Below are 21,535 nucleotides of genomic sequence, written 5' to 3'. Positions count from 1 at the left end.
GGCTACGCCTCCTCCTCTTCCTTCATGTCCTTCTTGCTGTCCTTGCGGTTGAACTCGACCTGCACGCGCGCCTTGGCGATCTCGGGGAAGCCGAGTCTGCGGGTGGTGGCCTTGCGGCCCTTCACCCCGGGCACCTCCACGTCGATGCCCTCGTCGTCGACGTCCAGGATCCGCGCGACCAGCTCGCCGCCCTCCGTGAGCTGGAACTTCACGAGCCGGTCGACGGCGCGCACGAAGTGCCGGTGCTCGGTGAGGAGGCGCTCCGCGCCGGGGGTTCCGACCTCCAGGTCGTACGCGCCCTCGCCCATCGCGTTCGTCTCGTCCAGCCGCGCCGAGAGCGCGCGGCTCACATCGGCGATCCGGTCCAGGTCCGCTCCGGTGTCGGAGTCGACCACGACGCGCAGCACCCGCTTGCGTCCTACGGAGTCCACGGCGATCTCTTCGAGATCCAGCCCATGGGAGGTGACGAGCGGTTCCAGCAGCTCTCGCAGCCTCTCGCTCTGGGTGGTGCTCATCCGGGTGACTCCTCGGCCGCGTGTGCTGTTGTGGGATGGGTCGCGTGTCTGGTCAAAGGGTACTGCCTCCGGCGGGGGGTGCTTCGCAGCGGAGCCCGGGGCCGCGTGCCGGTACGGCCGCGTGCCCACGGGTGGCACCGCTGAGCCGGTGACATGCGGGGGGCGGATGCGCGGGTACCGTGATCAACGGCGGGCGCCGTCCCGCCCGTGTGTTCGTACGAGCCCCCCGAGGACGTCAGCCGTGCCGTACCCCCCGCCGTCGCGCACCCCCTCGGGGCCGCGCAGAAGAACCCTGCTGGCCTCGGCCGCCGGCGCCGCCCTGCTGGCGGGCTGCTCGGCCGGAGCGGACTCCGGCGACGACGGCCCGTCGGCCGACGCGCGGGCACGCGCGCGTGCGGCGCGGGACAGCCGGGGGCTGCTGGCGCGCTACGACGCCGTGCTGGCCGCGCATCCCGCCCTGACGGACCGGCTGCGCCCGCTGCGCGCCCAGGTCGCGGCGCACGCGGCGGTGTTCGAGGACGGTACGAAGCCCTCGCCGGCGGCGTCGAAGTCCGCCGCCGCGCCCGCGCCCGTGCCCGCCGCCGAGAAGGACGCCGTGGCCCAGCTGGCCGCCGCCGAGCGCGCGCTGGCCGACCGGCGGGCCAAGGAGCTGCTCCAGGTGCCGGGCGAGCTGGCGCGGCTGCTGGCGTCGGTCGCGGCGGCCGGGGCCGCGCACGCGTACCTGCTGACGGAGGTGGCCAAGTGAGCGAGGAGGCACGGCAGGCCGAGGTGACCGCGCTCCAGGCGGCACTGGCGGCGGAGCACGCGGCGGTGTACGGCTACGGGGTCGTCGGCGGGCGGATCGGCGAGCGGCGCCGGGGGGAGGCGCGGGCGGCGTACGACGCCCACCGGGCGCGCCGGGACGCGCTGGTGCGCGCGGTGCGTGACCTGGGCGCCGCCCCGGTCGCCGCGAGCGCCGCGTACGAGCTTCCGTTCCCGGTCGGGGACGGGGCGGCGGCGGTGCGGCTGGCCGCGCGGCTGGAGGAGCGGCTGGCCGGGGTCTACTCGGACCTGGTGCGGGCGGCGACCGGGGATCGGCGGGCCGACGCGGCCGGGGCGCTGCGGGAGACCGCGGTGCGGGCGGTGCGCTGGAGCGGGCAGAGCGTAGCCTTCCCTGGGCTCGCCGAGCGGTCCGGCGACCGGACCGACGAGCGGACCGGCGCGGCCGGCACGACTGCGACGGCCACCGCGTCCGCCACGTCCGCCACGGCTCCGGCGAGGCGCTGAGGCACCGGCAGGAGGCCCGTACGCCCGTCGGAGGACGGACCGGGAGCCGACAAGGACCCACAGGAAGGGAACGACTCGCGCATGGCTTGGGAAGCGCCGCCGCGCCTGGTACGGGCGCTCGGTGAGACGGCACCGGCCGGGGACGACTGGCTGGCGCGGCTGCCCGCGGCGGCCGAGGAGGCCGTCGCCCGGCGCGGGTTGACCGTGGAGCGGGTGCAGGTGCCCGGCGGGCGCAGCAGCCTGGTGCTGCTGGTACGGCTGCCGGACGGCACCCCCGCCGTACTGAAGCTCGCGCCGCCCCGGGCCCGCCCGGAGAGCGAGCGGGCCGCGCTGGCGCACTGGGCCGGGCTGGGCGCCGTACAGCTGCTGGAGGACGGCGCGCAGGACGGGGCGCTGCTGCTGGAGCGACTGCACCCGGATGTGTCGGTGCGTTCGCTGCCGGAGGCCAAGGCGCTGCTGGAGGCGGCGGGGACGCTGCGCAGGTTGTGGGTGGAACCGCCGGCCGGGCACGCCTTCGAGACCGTCGCCGAGCGCACCGGGCGGCAGGCGGCGGCCATGCGGGCCGGCGCCGGGACCGACCCCGAGGTGGCCCCGCTGGTGGAGTCGGCGTTGGCCGCCCGCGAGGAGCTGCTGGCCGCGCCGCCCGAGGAGCGGCTGCTGCACGGCACGTTCCGGCAGAGCAAGGTGCTGTCGGGCGAGCGGATGCCGTGGCTCGCGGTGGGCCCGGACCCGGTGGTCGGCGAGAGCGCCTTCGACCTGGCGCGGCTGGTCCGGGACCGGGTGGAGGACCTGATCGCCCAGCCGTCCGGCCCGGCCACCACCCGCCGCCGGATCAAGCGGCTCGCGGAGTCCCTCGAAGTCGACCAGGACCGCCTGCGCGGCTGGACCCTGTTCCGCGCGGTGGAGTCCGGCGCCCGAGCCCTCCGCGTGGGCCGCCCGACAGACGCGGAGCTGTTGCTCGAGTTCGCGGGCTGGCTTTAGCGGGGGCCGGCTGTGACGACGCCCCCGGGGAAGTCCCCGGGGGCGTCGGCGGTGGGCCTGGGGTCAGGCCGTCAGGCGGGCGAGGGCTTCCTCGACCGTGAGTTCCTCGCGTTCCCCGGTCTTGCGGTCCTTCAGTTCCAGGACGCCCTCGGCGGCGCGGCGGCCGGCGACCAGGATCTGGGGGATGCCGATCAGCTCGGAGTCGGTGAACTTCACGCCCGGGGAGACCCCGGCCCGGTCGTCCACCAGGACGCGGACGCCCGCGTCGGCGAGCTTCCCGGCGACGTCCAGCGCCAGCTCGGTCTGGAGCGCCTTGCCGGCGGCGACCACGTGTACGTCGGCCGGGGCGACCTCCTTGGGCCACACCAGGCCCTTGTCGTCGGCGGTCTGCTCGGCGAGCGCGGCGACGGCGCGGGAGACGCCGATGCCGTAGGAGCCCATGGTGACGCGGACCGGCTTGCCGTTCTGGCCGAGGACGTCCAGCTTGAGGGCGTCGGCGTACTTGCGGCCCAGCTGGAAGATGTGGCCGATCTCGATGGCGCGGTCCAGCTGCAGGCCGGTGCCGCACTTCGGGCAGGGGTCGCCGTCCTGGACCACGACGACGTCCACGTACTCGTCGACCTCGAAGTCACGGCCGGCGACGACGTTCTTCGCGTGCGTGTGCTCCTTGTTGGCGCCGGTGATCCAGGCGGTGCCGGGGGCGACACGCGGGTCGGCGATGTACTTCACCTTCTCGCCCAGCCCCTGCGGGCCGACGTAGCCGCGGACCAGCTCGGGGTGGGCGGCGAAGTCGGTCTCGGTGACCATCTCGACGGCGGCCGGGGCGAAGTGCGCCTCGACCTTGTCCAGGTCCACCTCGCGGTCGCCGGGCACGCCCACGGCGACGATCTCGCCGTCCACCTTGACCAGCAGGTTCTTCAGCGTGGCGGAGGCGGGGACGCCGAGCGAGGCGGCCAGCGTCTCGATGGTCGGGGTGTCGGGGGTGGGGATCTCCTCCAGAGCGGGCACGGCGGAGCCGTCGACCGGCGTGAGCTGGTAGGTGATCGCCTCGGTGTTGGCGGCGAAGTCGCAGTTCGGGCAGTCGGCGAAGGTGTCCTCGCCGGCCTCGGCCGGGGCGAGGAACTCCTCGGACTTGGAGCCGCCCATGGCGCCGGCGGTGGCCGCGCAGATGCGGTAGTCGAGGCCGAGGCGGGCGAAGATCCGCTGGTATGCCTCGCGGTGCAGGGCGTAGGAGGCGCCCAGGCCCTCGTCGTCCAGGTCGAAGGAGTACGAGTCCTTCATGAGGAACTCGCGGCCGCGCAGGATGCCGGCGCGGGGGCGGGCCTCGTCGCGGAACTTGGTCTGGATCTGGTACAGGATCACCGGCAGGTCCTTGTAGGACGTGCACTGGTCCTTGACCAGGAGGGTGAAGATCTCCTCGTGGGTGGGGCCGAGGAGGTAGTCGCCGCCCTTGCGGTCCTTGAGCCGGAACAGCTCCTGGCCGTACTCGTCCCAGCGGCCGGTCGCCTCGTACGGCTCGCGGGGCAGCAGGGCGGGGAGGGTGACCTCCTGGGCGCCGATGGCGTCCATCTCCTCGCGGACGACGCGCTCGACGTTGGCGAGGACCTTCTTGCCGAGGGGCAGCCAGCTCCAGATGCCGGCCGCCGTGCGGCGGACGTAGCCGGCGCGGACGAGGAGCTTGTGGCTGAGGACCTCGGCGTCCGCCGGGTCGTCGCGCAGCGTCTTCGCCATCAACTGGGACATGCGCTGGACCGGTGCCTTGGCCATGGTTCTCGTACTCCTGCCGGGTAAAGGTGGTGGCATGGAGGTTATCCGGGCCGCCCGCACCGGCGGAAATCGGTTAACGCCGACGCAGTGGCAGCGGGGCGCCCATCACGGCGTAGGGGCGGGGCGCGCTCGGGAAGTGCACCTGGCGGGCGAGGTCGGTGTAGCCGAGGGAGCGGTACAGGCCGCGGGCGGGGCTGTCGATGTCGATCGCGGAGAGGATCGAGCGGGGTTCGTCGGCGGTGTCGGTGATGGTGGTGATCAGCTTCCGGCCGAGGCCACGGTTCTGGTGGTCGGGGTGGACGTGCAGCTCGGTGATGACGAAGGAGTCGTCCAGCCAGGAGTCGTTGCCGTTCGCGCGCAGGTAGGGCTCCACGACGGTGGACCACCAGTGGGTGCGGCTGTTGGGCATGCCGTACACGAAGCCGACGAGCCGGCCGCCGGCGGTCGCGCCGTAGGCCCGGGCGCCCTGGTACTGCATGTGGCGCTGGACGATCTGCCGGCGTACGGCGACCTCCTCGGGGCCCAGGCCGAAGGCGACGGCTTGGACAGCCAACGCCTCGTCCACGTGGGCGGTGAGGTCCAGGGGGCCGATCTCTGGGTCCATGCGGGGAGCGTACAGGGCGGTCAGAAGAGCACACTCATGAAGGCGCCGACCTCTTCGAACCCCACCCGCCGGTACGTCCTTCTCGCCGCGGTGTTGAAGTCGTTGACGTAGAGGCTCGCGACGGGGGCGAAGTCGGCGAGGGCGTAGCGCAGCACGGCGGCCATGCCGGGCGCCGCCAGGCCCCTCCCCCGGTACTCGGGGGCCACCCATACGCCCTGGATCTGGCAGGCCTGCGGGGTGGCGGCGCCGATCTCCGCCTTGAACACGACGCGGCCGTGTTCGTCGACGCGGGCGAAGGAGCGGCCGGAGCCGACGAGTTCGGCGACGCGGGCCTGGTAGAGCAGGCCGCCGTCGCCGGACAGCGGGGAGACGCCGACCTCCTCGGTGAACATCGCCACGCACGCCGGCATGATCGTTTCCATCTCGTCCTTGCGGACGCGGCGGACGTAGGGGTCCGGGGCGATGTCGTCGGGCATGCGGTCGGTGACCATCAGCGGCTGGTGGGCGCGGACGTCGCGGGCCGGGCCCCAGTGCGGCTCCAGCAGCCGCCACAGCTCCGCGGTGGCCTCGGCGGGGCCGACGATGGAGGAACAGCGGCGGCCGGCCCGGCGGGCGCGGTCGGCGAAGGCGCGCACGGCGCGCGGGGTGGCGCAGATGGGGACGAGGTTCGCGCCCGCGTAGCAGAGGGACGTGAGCATGCCGTCCTCGTACCAGCCCCACATCTCGCCGCCGAGCCGCCAGGGGTCCAGTCCTGCGACCCGGACCCTGGACGTCACGAAGGCATTGGCGACCGGCTCACGGTCGAGCACGGCGAGCGCCGCGTCCAGGTCGTTCGGTTCCAGGACCCGGGTGGTGGTCTGGGTCAACACTACGGGGCCTCACGGTGGGGTTCTGCTGGTCCCGGCACTGTACCCCGGGTGCCCGTGAAGCGCTCCCCACCGGTCTGCGACCGCTCTCAGGAGGATTTGTCCAGGACGGACCTGCAATAGTCTTCCGGGGGCAGATATGAATGATCTGCCACATAATGGACAATCATGGCGGGAGACGCATACGTGATTCCCTCGCCGTTCGGCACGTAGATCTCTCCGCTGCCGATGAAGATGTTCCCCCTGGACGTATTCTGCCTGGCCGTCGGAAAGTCAGGGCAGAGCTCACAGAAATGCATTCCTCGCTGGACGTTCTCCGCGCGGCGAGCCAGTTCCTCGAGGGCCTCGACCAGACCCTCCGGCGCAACCCCCGTGGCGTACGGGTGATCCCGGGAAAGCCAGCCCACATTGAGCATTTCCCGGTCGTCGGCATCGTAGGAATAGGGGCTGAGGTCAGGGTAGTACGCCATTGCATCACCAGGGTTTCACGTGTTCGCGGCAGACCAGCACATGGACCGCGCCCATGCCTTCAGTGACGATCTCACTGAGCTTCGTCGGAGCGTTCACGGTGATGGACTTGCTGCTGATCATCAGATTCTTCGGCGTGTCGACAGTATAGTCGAGCACTTGCTTTCCGGGGCCGAAGGTTTCCACGGGCGGATGGTTCGCACCGGTTTCGATTTCGTACGCGAGAGCGTCTTTCAGGCGTTTACCGTCTTCCACGTAGAACTTGAGCCACGTTCCACCCGGCACGGTCATATCGCCCGCACCGAATTCGTAATACCCGTGCCCGGAGATGACCTTGGAGTTGTCCGTCCGCCCCTTCTGGGTCACACTCTTCGCCCACTCGTGCCCCTCTCCTTGACCGAAGGTGGGCTGCGCCCGTCGATCCTGTCCCGGCGGGCAGGGAGACAGTCCGTACGGGTCGACCCACACCCCGGGATTGGATACGTAAGTGGCCGGGTTGGGAGCAGGTGCCAGTCCGAGCGGGTCGGGTGTGAGGTAGCGGGCCGTTTCCGGGTCGTAGTGGCGGAAGTAGTTGTAGTGGAGGCCGGTTTCCGGGTCGTAGTACTGGCCTGGGAAGCGTAGGGGGGTGTAGGTGGTGCTGTTTGTCGACCAGGCCGTTGTGCCCCAGAGGGTGCTGCGGGTGTGCCAGGCGATGTCGCCCTGGGCGTCGATCAGTTCGCTCGGGGTGCCGACCAGGTCGGTGATGATGGCGAAGAAGCGGGAGTCGATCTCCTCCTGGGACGCTTCGGCTGCCGTGATGCGTTCTGTTTGGGCGAGGGGGCGTAGGCCCTGGTGGTCCCAGGTGAGGGTGACCGGGTGGGGGAAGGCTTCGGATGTTGTTGTCTGTTCGCAGAGGGTTGTGCCGTCCCAGGTGAAGTCCACCCGTTCCATGACCGTTTCGCCGTCTTCGGCCAGGCGGAGTTTGGCGGTGCGGCGGCCCAGGGGGTCGTAGGTGTAGCGCCAGCGGGTGCCGTCGGGGGTGACCACTGAGGTCAGGCGGTCTTCGGCGTCCCATTCGTAGTGCCAGGTGTCCGGCTTCCTCGACAGGCGGGTCTTCTGCCGGAGGGTGATGCGGCCCAGGGCGTCGTGTTCGTAGCGGACGTTGCCGGCCCGGGTGATGCGGGTGCCGGTGTAGGTGCGGGGGCCCGTCGACTCCGCTCCCGGGTGGGTCGTCGGCCAAGACGCCTGGGTTTGGTTGCCTGCCTCGTCGTAGGCGTAGCGTTCCGTCCAGCCTGCCGCGTGGACCGCCGTCACGCGGCCCGTGGCGTCCAGGTCGAAGCGGCGGGGGCCCGACAGGTGGTCCTCGATGGCGGTCACGTTGCCGTCGGCCCGGTAGGTGTACGTCCGGTGCTGGACCCTCTGACCGCCAGCGCTGGTCACCGACTGGGTCGTCAGGCGGCCCAGCGCGTCGAAGGCGTGCTCCAGGGTGACCGCCCCGCCGATGTGGCGGGTCCGTTCACGGCCCGTCTCGTCGTACGTGAAGTCGATCGCGCGGCCGGACGCGACCATGCCCGTGACGCGGCCCGCCTCGTCGTAGGACCAGGTGGTCTTCGCCCCGGTCGGGGTCACCCGGCTCGTGCGGCGGCCCAGGGTGTCGTAGGTGTACCTCACCGTGCGGTCGTTCACGGTCTCCGAGCGCAGGTTGCCGTGGCGGTCGCGGAGCAGGGTGAGAGTCGTGCCGTCCGGGCCTACCGCGTGGGCGAGTTGGTCGGTCAGGTCGTAGGCGTACGTCGTGACACGGCCCGCCACGGTCTTGCGGATCACCTGGTCCTGCGCGTCACGCTCGAACGTCGTCACCTCGCCGAGGGCGTTGCGGCGGGCGGTCAGACGGCCGGCCGCGTCGTGCTCGTACGTCAGGGTGCGGCCGTCGAAGTCCGTCTCGGAGAGCAGACGGCCCACCGGGTCGTAGGTGTACTCCCACGTCAGGCCCTGTGGGTTGGTGACCTTGGTCAGGCGCAGTTCGGTGTCGTGGGTGAATTCGTAGCGGACGCCGTCGGGGCCCGTGCGGGCCGACAGCAGGTCGAAGTGGGTGTACTCGAAGCGGGTGACGCCGCCGAGGGGGTCGGTGTGGGTGGTGCAGTTGCCCTCGCCGTCGTACGTCCAGGACTCCGTCGTGCCGTCGGGGGCGGTACGGCGGGCCAGGTGGCCTTCCACCGTCCATTCCAGGCGGGTCGTCGCGCCGGTGGGGTCCGTGATCGCGATCGGGCGGCCGAAGGCGTCCCTGGTGTAGCGGGTGACCGCGCCGAGGGGGTCGGTGACCTCGACCGGAAGGCCCGCGCGGTCGCAGGTCACCCTGGACGTGTGGCCCAGGGGGTCCGTCACGGAGGTCAGGTGGCCGGCCTCCGTGTAGGTGAAGCGGGTCGTCTGGCCGGCCGGATCTGTTACCGACGTGCGGTTGCCCCGGTCGTCGTAGGTGATCCGGTGGGTGTTGCCGTCCGTGCCGGTCACCTTGACCGGCAGGCCCGGGGCGCCGTACTCCGCCGTCGTCTCGCGGCCGTCGGGGCGGACGACCGAGACGAGGTTGCCGTCGTCGTCGTAGCGGAACGTCGTCGTGCGGCCCAGGGGGTCGGTGACGGACAACGGGCGGTTGTGGCGGTCGCGGGTGAAGTGGGTCGCGGCGCCCAGCGGGTCGATCTCCGTGACGACCTGGCTGTCCGCGTTGATCAGGTAGCGGCGGGTGTGGCCCTCGCCGGTGACCGTGGTGGTGACGCGGTGGCCGGTCGCCGGGTCCGTGTCGTCGTACGACAGGCGCAGCGCCATGTGTCCGTGCGAGCCGCTCTCGGCGATGCAGCGGTCCCGGTCGTCGTACTCGTAGGTGTAGCCGCGGTCGTTCGTATCCGTCCAGGACGTCACGCGGCCCCGGTTGTCGTAGCCGAAGCGGAGGGGCAGACCCGAGGAGTTGAAGACCTCGGTCAGGTTGCCCTCGGGTGAGTAGCCGTACCGCTTGATCTCGACGTCGGTGCCGTCGGGGGCCGCGCCCGCGAGGTGGAGGGCCGTGATCCGGTCGCCGGCCGTCGTGATCCTCAGCCGGTGACCGGCCGAGGAGGTGATCGCCAGCGGGGTGCCTTCGGTGTCGTACTCGAAGGTCAGCCAGTTGCCGTTGCGGTCGTCGATCTGTTCCAGCAGGGCCCGGCCCCCGGGCCCGTCGGCGAAGTGCCGGACGCGGCCGGAGCGGGGGTCGGTGATCGTGTAGCCACCGTCCACGCGGGCCAGCGGCCACCGGTTGCTGCCGTGGGTGGGGAGGGTCGGGGCGTCCGGCCGCGGGTGGGGGTAGGTCAGGAGCAGGCCGTCCTCGGTGACGAAGACGACGCCCTCGGCGTCGATGGCCAGGTGCTGGTCGACCGTGGAGGACCAGGACGGGCCGAACCAGTGGCCCAGGCGGTAGCCGGACTCGACGCGGCGGGTGAAGACCAGGGGCAGCGTGCCGGGGAGGACGACATCGGTCTGCGGCAGGTACATCTTGCCGGTGACCAGGTCGACCGGGTCCGTGTTGTCGTCCTGGACCTTGTTCTTCGGGTTCTCCGCGGTGCCCTGCGGGTCCTCGGCGGCCGCCCGGCGGGCCGCGCTCCGGGTGTCGTTCGAGGCCGCGCCGCCCAGACCGTCGAGCTCGCCTGGCAGGCTGCGGACGCCGGGGAGGGAGATTCCGTCGAAGAGCGCGCCGAGACCGCCCGCCTCCCCCGCCGCCTTGGCCATCGCGCCACCGCCGCCGAAGGCGCCGCCGAACGCCATCCCGTACAGCGCCGCGTCGCTCGCCTCGTCCAGGCTGAGGCCCTTGCTCTCGCCGGTGACCATGGCGACAGGCTGGGTGACGGCCAGGTCGACGGTGACCGACTCGACGCCGCCGATCGCGGCCGTGGCCAGGGTGGTGCCCGCGATCGTCGCGATCTCCGTGGACACCGTGATGCCCAGGCTGCCGGCCAGCTCCACGATGCTCGCGGTGGCGGCGGCCGCGGCGGCCTCGGAGATACCGGCCGTGAAGATGGCCAGCGCCGTGCCCGCGCCGACGATCTCCAGCTCGTGTTCCAGGCTCTTGACCACCTTGTGCACGGCGTCGGCGTACTTGTCGAGCGCCTTCGCCATGTCCCGGGCGGCGTCGGCCATGTCCTTCAGCCAGCCGTGGCCGTCGTGGTAGTAGCGGCGCCAGAACGGGTCGTCGAAGGCGGAGATCGCCTCGCCCTTGTTGTCCTCGATGATGCCGCGCGCCGTCTTGTTGGCGGCGACCATCACCTCCTCGACGTCGTCGGCGAAGTCCCGCCACGCCTTGGCCGCGTCCCGCAGCCCGTCCTCGTCGGCGTCCGGCCACCACATGCCGGTGAGGTCCTGGACGATCTCCTTCGCCTTGTCGGCCGCGCTCACTTGGCGCCCTCGCCCTTGTCGTGGCCCGGCACCCGGATCTTGCTGAACATCGACCGGACGAGCTGCTCGTTGTCGACGTGGCCGTCCGCCATGTCGCTCATCGCCACGTGGATGCTGGCCAAGCCCTCGGCGAGGATCTTCGCCGCGTTCTCGATCTTCGTGACGTTCGGACCGTACGCCTGGTGGAACTCCTTGCCCTGCTTGTCGTCACCCCAGGGTGAACCGGCCGCGGCGAGCGCCGTCTTGAGCTTGGTGAGCGCCTTGGTGAGGTCCTGGCTGTGCGTGTGGAAACGCGGAGCCGTCTGCTTCAGGTCGGCGATCTTGATGTCGAGTATCTTGCCGTCGCCGCTGCCGCCCTGGTCACCCATGGTGCCGCGCCCCTCCTCGTCCTTCTGTACACCGGCTGGAAAACGCCAGTGATCAAGACGAGTTCGCTATCGGGAGCGGCACCCAAGGGCTGGTAAAGATCCGTTCAGGATCGCGCAAGCCCGAGGAAGGCGTGCCATGCGGTCGCGGGCACGGCGAGGGTGGGGGCGGTGGCGGGGTTCTGCTTGGAGTCACGGACGTGGATGGTGGTGGGGCAGGCGGCTACCTCTACACATTCGCCGCCCTCGCCACTGCTGTAGCTGGACTTGCGCCAGTTGAGGGCTACCTCTACGCACTCGCCGCCCTCGCCATCGCTGTAACTGGCCTTGAACCACGTCAACTCGTTCATACCTCTCCCAGCATTTTCTCTACGAGGGCCAGCGACTCCCGTGACGACAATGCCTCAGCACGTACGAGACCGTATCGCTCTTCGAGTTCCCTGACAGTCGAACGATCGGTGAAGAGGCGACTGTTCTTGTACGCCTCCACGTAGGCCATCCTGCGCCCCTGCATCGTCTCGATCAAGGTGAAACGGCCGGACAGCGCCGGGTGCTCCTCAGCCTCGTGCGGCATGACTTGGATCTGCACATTGGGCCGCTGGCCGACGAGCAGGATCTGCTCCAACTGGCCCCGCATGACTGCCGGTCCGCCCAGCCGCTGCCGTAAAATCGCTTCCTCCATCACGAAGGTCACCGTGGGGGCCGGTTTTCGCTCGAAGATCTCCTGACGAGCCAGTCGGGCCGCCACGCGCTGCTCGATCGTCGCCACGTCCAGCGGAGGACGACGCATGGCGAACACCGCCCGCGCGTAGTCCTCCGTCTGGAGCAGACCAGGCACCGTCTGCACGCCGAAGAAGTGCACCGCGACCGCCTTCTTCTCCAACGCCGCCGCGTCCTGGAAGAACGCCGGATACTGAGCCTTCTCCATCTCCTCTACGAAGTCGGTCAGCGCCCCCTTCGCGTCCAGCGTCTCGTCGGCCTGCATGATGAACTTCGCGTTCGGGATGCGCCTCCCCTGTTCGAACGACGCGATGGTCGCCGCCGAGTAGCCGGTGACGCGGCCCAGTTCGGCACGCTCGACGCCCGCCTGTGCCCGTAGCCGCTTCAACAGCCGTCCGAAGATGAGTGGGACGACCGAGTCCGGCTGGGGCTGGTCGTCCAGTTCCTGTACTTCCTCGCTCATGTGCACCCCATTGTTCCGGCGCCACCGCGGTCACGGCGCGCCCGCGTACAGCGGCGGCACACCCTCGTACAACGCTGAACAGTCATGGTGCGGCCGCTGTTCAACGTTACTGAGCGTGCGGGAGCGTTAGCGGTATGAAGTCGGAAATCTCCACCCAGGAATTCTCGATGCGGTTCACCTCCACCCCGCGCGGCGCACGGCTCGCCCGGCGGCTCGTCTCGCAGCGGCTGGACGAGTGGGGGCACCCGTACGACAGTCCCGCCAATGAAGCCGTGACGCTGATCGCGGCCGAGCTGGCGTCGAACGCGGTCCGGCACGGGCACGTACCCGGGCGGGACTTCCTGCTCCGGCTCACCTCGTCGGACGACGCGCTGCGGCTGGAGGTGTCGGACACGCGGAGCGAGCGGCTGCCGGAGGTGCGGGAGCCGTCCGGCGAGTCCGGGCGTGGGCTGATGCTGGTCGGGGCGCTCGCCGACAAGTGGGGCGTCGCGCCTAGGCAGCCGGGCAAGACCGTATGGGCCGAGGTATGGCTGAGTCCCGCCACCCAGCGGTGACGGGACTCACAGGAACAGGGGCGCGTACGGGGTCGGTCAGCCCGCGACCGACACCGACGGCTCGCCGGAGGTCACGCCGTCCTTCTCCATCTGCTCGGCCAGCTTCATGGCCTCCTCGATGAGGGTCTCCACGATCTTGGACTCGGGGACGGTCTTGATGACCTCGCCCTTGACGAAGATCTGGCCCTTGCCGTTGCCGGAGGCCACGCCGAGGTCGGCCTCGCGGGCCTCGCCGGGGCCGTTGACGACGCAGCCCATGACGGCGACGCGGAGCGGGACCTCCATGCCGGTCAGGCCGGCGGTGACCTCTTCGGCCAGCTTGTAGACGTCCACCTGGGCCCGGCCGCAGGACGGGCAGGAGACGATCTCCAGGCCGCGCTGGCGCAGGTTCAGGGACTCCAGGATCTGGATGCCGACCTTGATCTCCTCCACGGGCGGGGCGGAGAGGGACACGCGGATGGTGTCGCCGATGCCCTGGCTGAGCAGCGCGCCGAAGGCGACCGCCGACTTGATCGTGCCCTGGAAGGCGGGGCCGGCCTCGGTCACGCCGAGGTGCAGCGGGTAGTCGCACTGCTCGGCGAGCTGGCGGTAGGCCTCGATCATGACGACCGGGTCGTTGTGCTTGACGGAGATCTTGATGTCCCGGAAGTCGTGCTCCTCGAAGAGGGACGCCTCCCACAGGGCGGACTCGACCAGCGCCTCGGGGGTCGCCTTGCCGTACTTCTGGAGCAGGCGCCGGTCCAGGGAGCCGGCGTTGACGCCGATCCGGATCGGGGTGCCGTGGTCCTTGGCGGCCTTGGCGATCTCCTTGACCTTGTCGTCGAACTGCTTGATGTTGCCGGGGTTGACGCGGACCGCGGCGCAGCCGGCCTCGATGGCGGCGAAGACGTACTTGGGCTGGAAGTGGATGTCGGCGATGACCGGGATCTGCGACTTCTTCGCGATGGTCGCCAGCGCGTCCGCGTCGTCCTGCGTGGGGCACGCCACACGCACGATCTGGCAGCCGGAGGCGGTCAGCTCGGCGATCTGCTGGAGCGTGGCGCCGATGTCGGACGTACGGGTCGTGGTCATCGACTGGACCGACACCGGCGCGTCCCCGCCGACCGCCACGCTTCCGACCTGGATCTGCCGGCTCTTCCGGCGCTCGGCGAGCCTGGTCGGAACGGACGGCATGCCGAGAGAAATCGCAGTCATCTGCTGTGCAACCCCAAGTCGTGGTTCAGGATCCGGGTCCCGTGAACGGCGGGCTCCAGGGTCCGAGATTACGGCACCGGGCCGCGCGCCACACATCACACCCGTGAATCCGGCGCGCTCCCGCGCGGCCCGGAACCCCGGGGGTTCCGGGCCGCGTGAACACCGGGTGGCTAGGAGATCTTCACCGGGTTGACGACGTCCGCGATGAGCACCAGGACGGTGAAGCAGACGAAGATCCCGGCCACCACGTACGCCACCGGCATCAGCTTGGCGACGTCGAACGGGCCCGGGTCCGGGCGGCGCAGCACCCTGGCCAGGTTGCGCCTGAGGGCCTCCCACAGGGCGCCCGCGATGTGCCCGCCGTCCAGCGGGAGCAGCGGGAGCATGTTGAACAGGAACAGGGAGAGGTTGAACATCCCGAGCATCATCACGAACATCGCCACCTGCTGGGAGGCGGGGATGTCCAGGGTGGCGATGTCGCCGGTGATGCGGGCGGCGCCGACGATGCCGACCGGGGAGTCCGGTTCGCGCGGGCCGTCACCGAAGGCGGCGTCCCACAGCGCGGGGATCTTGCCGGGCAGGGCGGCGAGGGAGTCGACGGCGTCGCCGACCCGGTCGGTCATCCACGACACGGAGTCGTCGAAGTCCATCTTGACCACGCCGGTGGCGGCACCGAAGCCGAGGAAGCCCGCTTCGACGTACTTGCCCTGGACGTAGCCGCCGTTGGAGTCCTTCTTGGCGACCAGGTTGGTGGCGATCTTGGCGTGCAGGGTCAGCCGCTTGCCGTCGCGCTCCACGACGATCGGCACGTCCTTGCCGGCGCTGTCCCGGATGAGGTCCGAGAGGGTGTCCCAGTCCTTGGTGGGCTTGCCGTCGAAGGAGACGATCTTGTCGCGGGTGTGGATGCCCGCGGCCTGGGCCGGGGAGGGCTTGTCGGTCTTCTCGCAGGTGTCGCGGTTCTCGCTCTGGGCGATGACGCAGGGCGAGACGGAGGCGACGGTGGTGGTCTGCTGCTGGACGCCGAAGCCCATGAGCACGGAGAAGAACAGGCCGATCGCGAGGACCAGGTTCATGAAGGGCCCGGCGAACATGACGATGACCCGTTTCCACGGTTTGCGCGTGTAGAACATGCGCGTCTCGTCGCCGGGCTGGAGTTCCTCGAAGGCCGCCGAGCGGGCGTCCTCGATCATGCCGCGCCACGGTGAGGTGGAGCGGGCGGCGACCCGGCCCTGGTTGTCGGGCGGGAACATGCCGATCATGCGGATGTAGCCGCCGGCCGGGATGGCCTTGATGCCGTACTCGGTCTCGCCCTTCTTGCGTGACCAGATGGTCGGGCCGAAGCCGACCATGTACTGGGGCACGCGGATGCCGAAGAGCTTGGCCGTGGACAGGTGTCCCAGCTCGTGCCAGGCGATGGAGACGAGCAGGCCGATCACGAAGACCACTATGCCGAGGATGAACATCAAGGTCGTCATGCACGCGCCTCCGCGGTCGCCGTCGTGGCTGTGAGTTCGCGGGCCCGGGCGCGGGCCCAGGTCTCCGCTTCGAGGACGTCCGACACGGTGAGTGAGGTTCCCGTGGCCGGGGTGCCGTGCTCCTCGACCACCCGGGTGACGGTCTCCATGATCCCGTTGAAGGGCAGCGCGCCGTCCAGGAAGGCCGCGACGCACTCCTCGTTGGCCGCATTGAACACCGCCGGGGCCGTGCCCGCGAGCCGCCCCACGTGCCGGGCGAGGTTCACGGAGGGGAAGGCCTCGTTGTCCAGCGGGAAGAATTCCCAGGTGGACGCCTTGCTCCAGTCGAAGGCGGGCGCGGCGTCGGGGACGCGTTCGGGCCAGCCGAGGCCGATGGCGATGGGCCCGCGCATGTCGGGGGGCGTCGCCTGGGCGATCGTGGAGCCGTCGGTGAACTCGACCATCGAGTGGACGTACGACTGGGGGTGCACGACGACCTCGATGCGGTCGAACGGGATGTCGTACAGCAGGTGTGCCTCGATGACCTCCAGTCCCTTGTTGACCAGCGTCGCGGAGTTCACCGTGATCACCGGGCCCATCGCCCAGGTGGGGTGGGCGAGGGCGTCCTGGACGGTGACGCCGGCCAGCTCGGCCTTGGTCCGGCCGCGGAAGGGGCCGCCGGAGGCGGTGACGACGAGCTTGCGCACATCGGCGCGGGTGCCGGCGGCGAGGGCCTGGAAGAGGGCCGCGTGCTCGGAGTCCACCGGGATGATCTGGCCGGGCTTGGCGAGCGCGGTGACCAGCGGGCCGCCGACGATCAGCGACTCCTTGTTGGCGAGCGCGAGGGTGCGGCCCGCCTCCAGGGCGGCCAGGGTCGGGGCGAGGCCGATGGAGCCGGTGATGCCGTTCAGGACGGTGTGGCAGTCGGAGGCGGCGACCTGGGTGGCCGCGTCGGGCCCGGCGAGGATCTCGGGCAGCGGCTCGGTGCCGTACGCGGCGGCGAGCGCCTCGCGCAGCGCGGGTACGACGTCCTCGCGGGCGACCGCCACGGTCCGCACCCGCAGCCGGTGGGCCTGCTCGGCGAGGAGGGCCACCCGGCCGCCGTTCGCGGACAGGGCGGTGACCCGGAAGCGGTCGGGGTTGCGCAGCACGAGGTCGATGGCCTGGGTGCCGATGGATCCGGTGGAGCCGAGGATCACCACGTCCTTGGGTCCGTCGGCGGCGACGGGGTCGTAGACGAGGTGCGGATCGGCGAGGGGTGCCGGATGGGCGGGACTGTCGGTCATCCTCCCATTGTTGCGGCAAGCGGCGGCGGGCCGGACAGTGCGTCCCCCGGGTGGGTGCGGTGGCCGGAATTCCTCCTGTGAAACCGGCATGAAGATCTTGTGATAAACACTTCGTTCCGCATGATTCACGGACGACATCCTGGGGGGATATCTCCATGCGCCCTGTGCGCCTCCGCGCCGCCCTGCCCGCGCTCGCGGGTGCGGCCCTGCTCACCGGCACCCTGCTCAGCACCCCGGCCCAGGCCGCCGGCGGTGTGAAGATCCACCACGTGTGGTTCGACAGCCCCGGCACGGACAACCGCTCCAACAAGAGCCTGAACGGCGAGTGGGTCCAGCTGAAGAACACCAGTAGCCAGGCCGTCTCGCTCAAGGGCTGGGTGCTGAAGGACGCCTCCAACCACAAGTACGTCTTCCCGAACATCAAGATCGGCGCCGGGAAGTACCTCAAGATCCACACCGGCAGCGGCACGAACACCGCCTCCGACCGTTACCAGGGCCGCCGCGCCTACGTCTGGAACAACGACAAGGACACGGCCACCCTGACCAAGGCGGGCGGCGGCAAGGTCGCCTCCTGCTCCTGGACGACGCGGGACCCGAGCGACAAGTACTGCTAGTAACTCCCGTAGGGACGGCGGGCGTTCTCGCACGCCGAGGGTCCGGGGGTCGCGTCGGCGATCCACGGGCCCTGCCCCGACGGGTCGAGGACGCCCTCCTCCAGCCAGGTGTGGGAGCCGGCCAGGACCGCCTTGACCAGCCGCCGGTCCAGGTCGTCGGTGTTGGTCCACAGGCGCGCGAACAGTTCGTCCGCGCGGATGCGGGCCTGGCGGCAGAAGGCGTCGGCGAGCTGGTAGGCCTCGCGGCCGTGGCGGCCCTCGGCACGCAGCCGCTCGGCGCGTACGCAGGCCGCGCTCATCGCGAACAGTTCCGCGCCGATGTCCACGACCCGGCCGAGGAAGCCCTGCTTGGACTCCATCCGGCCCTGCCAGCGGGACATGGCGTAGAAGGTGCAGCGGGCGAGTCTGCGGGAGGTGCGCTCGACGTAGCGCAGGTGCCCGGAGAGGTCGGTGCCGTGCCGGAACTCGCCGTACGACGTGGGGATCTGGCCGGGGCCCGCGAGGAGTTTCGGGAGCCACTTGGCGTAGAAGACGCCCGCGTTCGCGCCCGCCCTCGCCTTGTCGGCCAGGGACTTGTCGGGGTCGATCAGATCGCCGGCGACCGACAGGTGGGCGTCCACGGCCTCCCGGGCGATCAGCAGGTGCATGATCTCCGTCGAGCCCTCGAAGATGCGGTTGATGCGCAGGTCGCGCAGGATCTGCTCGGCCGGGACCGGGCGTTCGCCGCGGGCCCGGAGGGACTCGGCCGTCTCGTAGCCGCGTCCGCCGCGGATCTGGACCAGCTCGTCGGCCATCTTCCAGGCCATCTCCGAGCCGTAGAGCTTGGCGAGGGCGGCCTCGATGCGGATGTCGTGGCGGTCCTCGTCGGCCATCTGGGAGGACAGGTCGAGCACGGCCTCCAGGGCGAAGGTCGTCGCCGCGATGAACGCGATCTTCGAGCCGACGGCCTCGTGCAGCGCGACCGGCTTGCCCCACTGCTCGCGCTCCGCCGCCCACTCGCGGGCGATTTTCAGACACCATTTGCCGGCGCCCGCGCACATCGCGGGCAGCGACAGCCGGCCGGTGTTCAGCGTGGTGAGCGCGATCTTCAGGCCGGCGCCCTCGGGGCCGATCCGGTTCGCCGCCGGGACCCTGACCCGGTGGAAGCGGGTGACGCCGTTCTCGATGCCGCGCAGGCCCATGAAGGCGTTGCGGTTCTCCACGGTGATGCCCTCGGAGGCGGCCTCCACCACGAACGCGGTGATGCCGCCCGGGTGCCCCTCGGACTCCGGCACCCGCGCCATGACCACCAGCAGGTCGGCGACCACGCCGTTGGTGGTCCACAGCTTCACCCCGTCCAGGACGTACTCGTCGCCCTCGGGCACGGCCGTGGTGGCCAGCCGGGCGGGGTCGGAGCCCACGTCCGGCTCGGTGAGCAGGAACGCGGAGATGTCGGTGCGGGCACAGCGGGGCAGGAAGGCGTCCTTCTGCTCCTGGGTGCCGAACAGCTTCAGCGGCTGTGGCACGCCGATCGACTGGTGGGCGGAGAGCAGCGCGCCGACGGCGGGGCTGACGGAGCCGACCAGGGCGAGGGCCTTGTTGTAGTAGAGCTGGGTGAGGCCGAGGCCGCCGTACCGGGGGTCGATCTTCATGCCGAGGGCACCCAGTTCCTTCAGGCCCGCCACCACCTCGTCGGGGATGCGGGCCTCGCGCTCGATGCGGGCGGGGTCGATCTCCGTCTCGCAGAAGGCGCGCAGCTTCGCCAGGAACTCCTCGCCGCGCCGGACGGACTCCTCGTCGGGCAGCGGGTGCGGGTGGATGAGGTCGAGCCGGAAGCGTCCGAGGAACAGCTCCTTGGCGAAGCTCGGCTTGTGCCAGTCCCGCTGCCGCGCGGCCTCCGCCACCCGGCGGGCCTCGCGCTCGGTGACGGCGGTGCGTGGGGTGGTGGTGGCGGACATCGAGGCTCACCTCGCCACTGAGTAAGGACGACCGGGACCGATCGGCACCGACCGGTGCTACTGGATCGTTGGTACCCGAAACGGGCGGGGCCCACCACCCGGGCGGAGCCGGCCGGGTCTAGCGTGGAGCCCCGTGGCGGCCGTCCGACGCGGAGTTGCCGTGCCGTGCGGGGAATTCACTGTCGAAGCGCTTCGACAGCCTATGGACACCCCGCCTCCCTTGGAGTTAGGGTCATTTTCACCCTCACCCCACCCTGTCGGAAACGCGCAGTGTCGAAGCGCTTCACAAAGCTTGGAGAGCTGGATGGTCACCCTCGCCGAGGTCGCCCAGCACGCCGGAGTCTCGGCGAGCACGGTGAGCTATGTCCTCAGCGGCAAGCGGTCCATCTCCGCCGGCACCCGGCAGCGGGTCGAGCAGAGCATCCGGGAACTGGGCTATCACCCGAACGCGGGCGCCCGCGCCCTGGCCGGCAAACGGTCGAACATCATCGCGCTGATGATCCCGCTGCGCACCGACCTGTACGTGCCGGTGATGATGGAGATCGCCATCGCCGTGGCCACCACCGCCCGCACGCACGGCTACGACGTGCTGCTGCTCACCGGCGAGGAGGGGCCCGACGCGGTGCGCCGGGTCACCGGCAGCGGGCTGGCCGACGCGATGATCCTGATGGACGTCGAGCTGGAGGACGAGCGGCTGCCGCTGCTGCGGGGCACCGACCAGCCCTCCGTACTGATCGGGCTGCCCGCCGACACCGACGGACTGACCTGCGTGGACCTGGACTGGAGCGCGACCGGCGCGCTGTGCGTGGAGCATCTGGCCGGGCTCGGACACCGCGACATCGCCGTCATCGGCGAGGCCCCCGCGGTCTACGAACGGCACACCGGCTTCGCCGAGCGCACCCTGGACGGGCTGCGCTCCGCGGCCCGCGAGACCGGTGTGCGGCTGCTGCACCGGCCGTGCGAGGGCGGGTACGACGCGATGGCCCTCACCCTGGCCCGGGTCTTCGACGAGCGCCCGGCGACGACCGGGTTCGTGGTGCAGAACGAGTCGGCGGTGGAGCCGCTGCTCGCGCTGCTGCGCCAGCAGGGCCGGGCGGTGCCCGAGGACGTCTCCGTGGTCGCGATCTGCCCGGACCAGGTCGCCGTGCAGGCCTCGGTGCGGCTGACCTCGGTCGCCATCCCGGCCCAGGAGATGGGCCGGCGGGCCGTGGAGCGCCTGGTGGCCAAGCTGGACGGCCGCGGCGGCGACGAGGTCGTCCTGCTCGCGCCCGGGCTGACCCGGCGGGCGAGTTCGGGACCGGCGCCGGCCGCCTCCTGACGGCGCGGGGCCGGTCCCGGTCGGTCAGCTACTGCTGACGGTCAGGTTGTTGGTGGTGAAGTCCAGGCCGCCGGACGAGGACGTGATCTCGTAGCCGAACTGGACGTCGCCGATGGTCTCGTTGCCGAACCAGTGCTTGGTGTCCTTGATCCACTTCAGGATCGGCAGGATGTTCACCGTGCCGGAAGTGGAGTTGGAGGTGCGGATGAAGGAGAAGACCTCGTTGGCGCCGTTGCTGCCCTTGTAGACGGTCCAGGTGTGCCCGCCCAGGGTGACGTTGCCCTGCGAGGTGCCGAGCGGTCCGACGGGTCCGGTCTTGTTGACCCAGAGCATGATCTCGTAGTCGTAGTCCGTGTCCCAGATGTCGTACGACGTGTTGTACGCGCCGGACGACGGGACGGTGACGTTGTAGTTGCTGGTGAGCGAGGTCAGGGAGGTGATCGGCTTGTTGATCACCTTCTTGGCGTCGGGGTAGGACTTGATGCCGCCGGTGTTGGGGTGGTCGGCGTGCACGCCCCAGTTGGTGCCGGAGTTGGCCCAGACGCACTGGCTGCCGGCGCCGGAGCCCCAGATGTTGTTGTAGAGGGTGTAGCCGTTCAGGGTGGTGTTGCCCCACTGGTCGCAGGTGCTCCAGACGGCGGCGGAGGCCGGTGCCGAGGCGAGGCCGACGGTGGCGCCGAGGGCCAGTGCGGGGGCGAGCAGGGCCTTGGCGACCCTGCTGATGGTGCTCGTTGCCATGGCGTCCCTTCCATGGGTGGGGGTGGTGGG

The 21,535-nt window shown here is 70.7% G+C and carries 20 protein-coding genes; 6 read left to right on the top strand and 14 right to left on the bottom strand.

The genetic code is table 11. From position 1 onward, the window contains the following. Positions 1–2 precede the first annotated feature (2 nt). Positions 3–515: a ribosome maturation factor RimP gene (gene rimP / locus HB370_RS28785; protein ID WP_030784862.1), complete on the bottom strand. Its 513-nt coding sequence runs from the start codon at positions 513–515 to the stop codon at positions 3–5. A gap of 241 nt (positions 516–756) precedes the next feature. Here rimP and HB370_RS28775 point away from each other — a divergent pair, with 241 nt between their 5' ends. The 3 genes from HB370_RS28775 (at position 757) to HB370_RS28765 (ending at position 2,762) form a co-directional block, all read left to right on the top strand. Further along, positions 757–1,260, top strand: coding sequence for a hypothetical protein (locus tag HB370_RS28775; RefSeq protein WP_030784864.1), 504 nt, complete (start codon positions 757–759; stop codon positions 1,258–1,260). Next, positions 1,257–1,781: a ferritin-like domain-containing protein gene (locus tag HB370_RS28770; protein ID WP_030784866.1), complete on the top strand. Its 525-nt coding sequence runs from the start codon at positions 1,257–1,259 to the stop codon at positions 1,779–1,781. Before HB370_RS28775 ends, HB370_RS28770 begins: the two co-directional genes overlap by 4 nt. A gap of 81 nt (positions 1,782–1,862) precedes the next feature. Beyond that, positions 1,863–2,762: an aminoglycoside phosphotransferase family protein gene (locus HB370_RS28765; RefSeq protein ID WP_030784867.1), complete on the top strand. Its 900-nt coding sequence runs from the start codon at positions 1,863–1,865 to the stop codon at positions 2,760–2,762. 63 nt (positions 2,763–2,825) lie between these two features. Here the strand turns inward: HB370_RS28765 and HB370_RS28760 are convergent, their stop codons facing one another. From HB370_RS28760 to HB370_RS28725, 8 genes are all read right to left on the bottom strand, one after another. Continuing rightward, positions 2,826–4,529: a proline--tRNA ligase gene (locus HB370_RS28760; RefSeq protein WP_030784869.1), complete on the bottom strand. Its 1,704-nt coding sequence runs from the start codon at positions 4,527–4,529 to the stop codon at positions 2,826–2,828. A 73-nt stretch (positions 4,530–4,602) separates the two neighbouring features. After that, positions 4,603–5,133, bottom strand: a complete 531-nt coding sequence (locus HB370_RS28755; protein ID WP_030784872.1) for a GNAT family N-acetyltransferase — start codon at positions 5,131–5,133, stop codon at positions 4,603–4,605. Between the two features lie 20 nt (positions 5,134–5,153). Then, complete coding sequence (locus HB370_RS28750) at positions 5,154–6,002, bottom strand: GNAT family N-acetyltransferase (RefSeq protein WP_030784875.1); 849 nt, start codon at positions 6,000–6,002, stop codon at positions 5,154–5,156. Between the two features lie 86 nt (positions 6,003–6,088). Then, entirely contained in the window at positions 6,089–6,469 is a 381-nt protein-coding gene (locus tag HB370_RS28745; protein WP_051815783.1) for a hypothetical protein, read from the bottom strand. Positions 6,470–6,473: 4 nt separating this feature from the next. Then, positions 6,474–10,862, bottom strand: a complete 4,389-nt coding sequence (locus HB370_RS28740; protein WP_244405663.1) for a DUF6531 domain-containing protein — start codon at positions 10,860–10,862, stop codon at positions 6,474–6,476. Then, positions 10,859–11,230 carry a hypothetical protein gene (locus HB370_RS28735; RefSeq protein WP_030784883.1) on the bottom strand — a complete coding sequence of 124 codons (372 nt, stop codon included), beginning with the start codon at positions 11,228–11,230 and terminating at the stop codon, positions 10,859–10,861. The genes HB370_RS28740 and HB370_RS28735 overlap by 4 nt, the downstream gene beginning before the upstream one ends. A 104-nt stretch (positions 11,231–11,334) precedes the next feature. Next, a complete protein-coding gene (locus tag HB370_RS28730; RefSeq protein WP_030784886.1) occupies positions 11,335–11,577 on the bottom strand; it encodes a DUF397 domain-containing protein in 243 nt (80 codons plus the stop codon). Then, entirely contained in the window at positions 11,574–12,410 is an 837-nt protein-coding gene (locus tag HB370_RS28725) for a helix-turn-helix transcriptional regulator (RefSeq protein ID WP_030784890.1), read from the bottom strand. Before HB370_RS28725 ends, HB370_RS28730 begins: the two co-directional genes overlap by 4 nt. A 134-nt stretch (positions 12,411–12,544) precedes the next feature. Between HB370_RS28725 and HB370_RS28720 the strand changes: the two genes are divergently transcribed. Then, positions 12,545–12,964 carry an ATP-binding protein gene (locus tag HB370_RS28720; RefSeq protein ID WP_030784901.1) on the top strand — a complete coding sequence of 140 codons (420 nt, stop codon included), beginning with the start codon at positions 12,545–12,547 and terminating at the stop codon, positions 12,962–12,964. Between the two features lie 36 nt (positions 12,965–13,000). On the opposite strand, the gene ispG is transcribed toward HB370_RS28720, so the two are convergent. The 3 genes from ispG to dxr all read right to left on the bottom strand — a co-directional run bounded on the left by ispG (position 13,001) and on the right by dxr (position 16,898). Beyond that, positions 13,001–14,158: a flavodoxin-dependent (E)-4-hydroxy-3-methylbut-2-enyl-diphosphate synthase gene (gene ispG, locus HB370_RS28715; RefSeq protein ID WP_167513042.1), complete on the bottom strand. Its 1,158-nt coding sequence runs from the start codon at positions 14,156–14,158 to the stop codon at positions 13,001–13,003. Positions 14,159–14,328: 170 nt separating this feature from the next. After that, a complete protein-coding gene (locus tag HB370_RS28710) occupies positions 14,329–15,633 on the bottom strand; it encodes a site-2 protease family protein (RefSeq protein ID WP_030784905.1) in 1,305 nt (434 codons plus the stop codon). Further along, positions 15,630–16,898: a 1-deoxy-D-xylulose-5-phosphate reductoisomerase gene (gene dxr, locus HB370_RS28705; RefSeq protein WP_030784907.1), complete on the bottom strand. Its 1,269-nt coding sequence runs from the start codon at positions 16,896–16,898 to the stop codon at positions 15,630–15,632. The genes HB370_RS28710 and dxr overlap by 4 nt, the downstream gene beginning before the upstream one ends. A 155-nt stretch (positions 16,899–17,053) precedes the next feature. Here dxr and HB370_RS28700 point away from each other — a divergent pair, with 155 nt between their 5' ends. Next, positions 17,054–17,512, top strand: coding sequence for a lamin tail domain-containing protein (locus HB370_RS28700; protein WP_030784909.1), 459 nt, complete (start codon positions 17,054–17,056; stop codon positions 17,510–17,512). Here HB370_RS28700 and HB370_RS28695 read toward each other — a convergent pair. After that, entirely contained in the window at positions 17,509–19,449 is a 1,941-nt protein-coding gene (locus tag HB370_RS28695) for an acyl-CoA dehydrogenase family protein (RefSeq protein ID WP_030784912.1), read from the bottom strand. The genes HB370_RS28700 and HB370_RS28695 overlap by 4 nt on opposite strands. Positions 19,450–19,753: 304 nt before the next feature. On the opposite strand from HB370_RS28695, the gene HB370_RS28690 reads away from it, so the two are divergent. Next, on the top strand, positions 19,754–20,767 hold the full coding sequence (locus HB370_RS28690) for a LacI family DNA-binding transcriptional regulator (protein ID WP_030784915.1): 1,014 nt from the start codon (positions 19,754–19,756) through the stop codon (positions 20,765–20,767). Positions 20,768–20,791: 24 nt separating this feature from the next. Here HB370_RS28690 and HB370_RS28685 read toward each other — a convergent pair whose 3' ends face one another. Further along, on the bottom strand, positions 20,792–21,505 hold the full coding sequence (locus HB370_RS28685) for a hypothetical protein (RefSeq protein ID WP_030784918.1): 714 nt from the start codon (positions 21,503–21,505) through the stop codon (positions 20,792–20,794). Positions 21,506–21,535: the final 30 nt, after the last annotated feature.

Origin of the sequence: Streptomyces sp. DSM 40868, assembly GCF_011820545.1 — a bacterium.
In the GTDB taxonomy this organism is placed as follows: Bacteria; Actinomycetota; Actinomycetes; order Streptomycetales; family Streptomycetaceae; genus Streptomyces; species Streptomyces eurythermus.
This window is presented reverse-complemented; position numbering and strand designations above follow the sequence as displayed.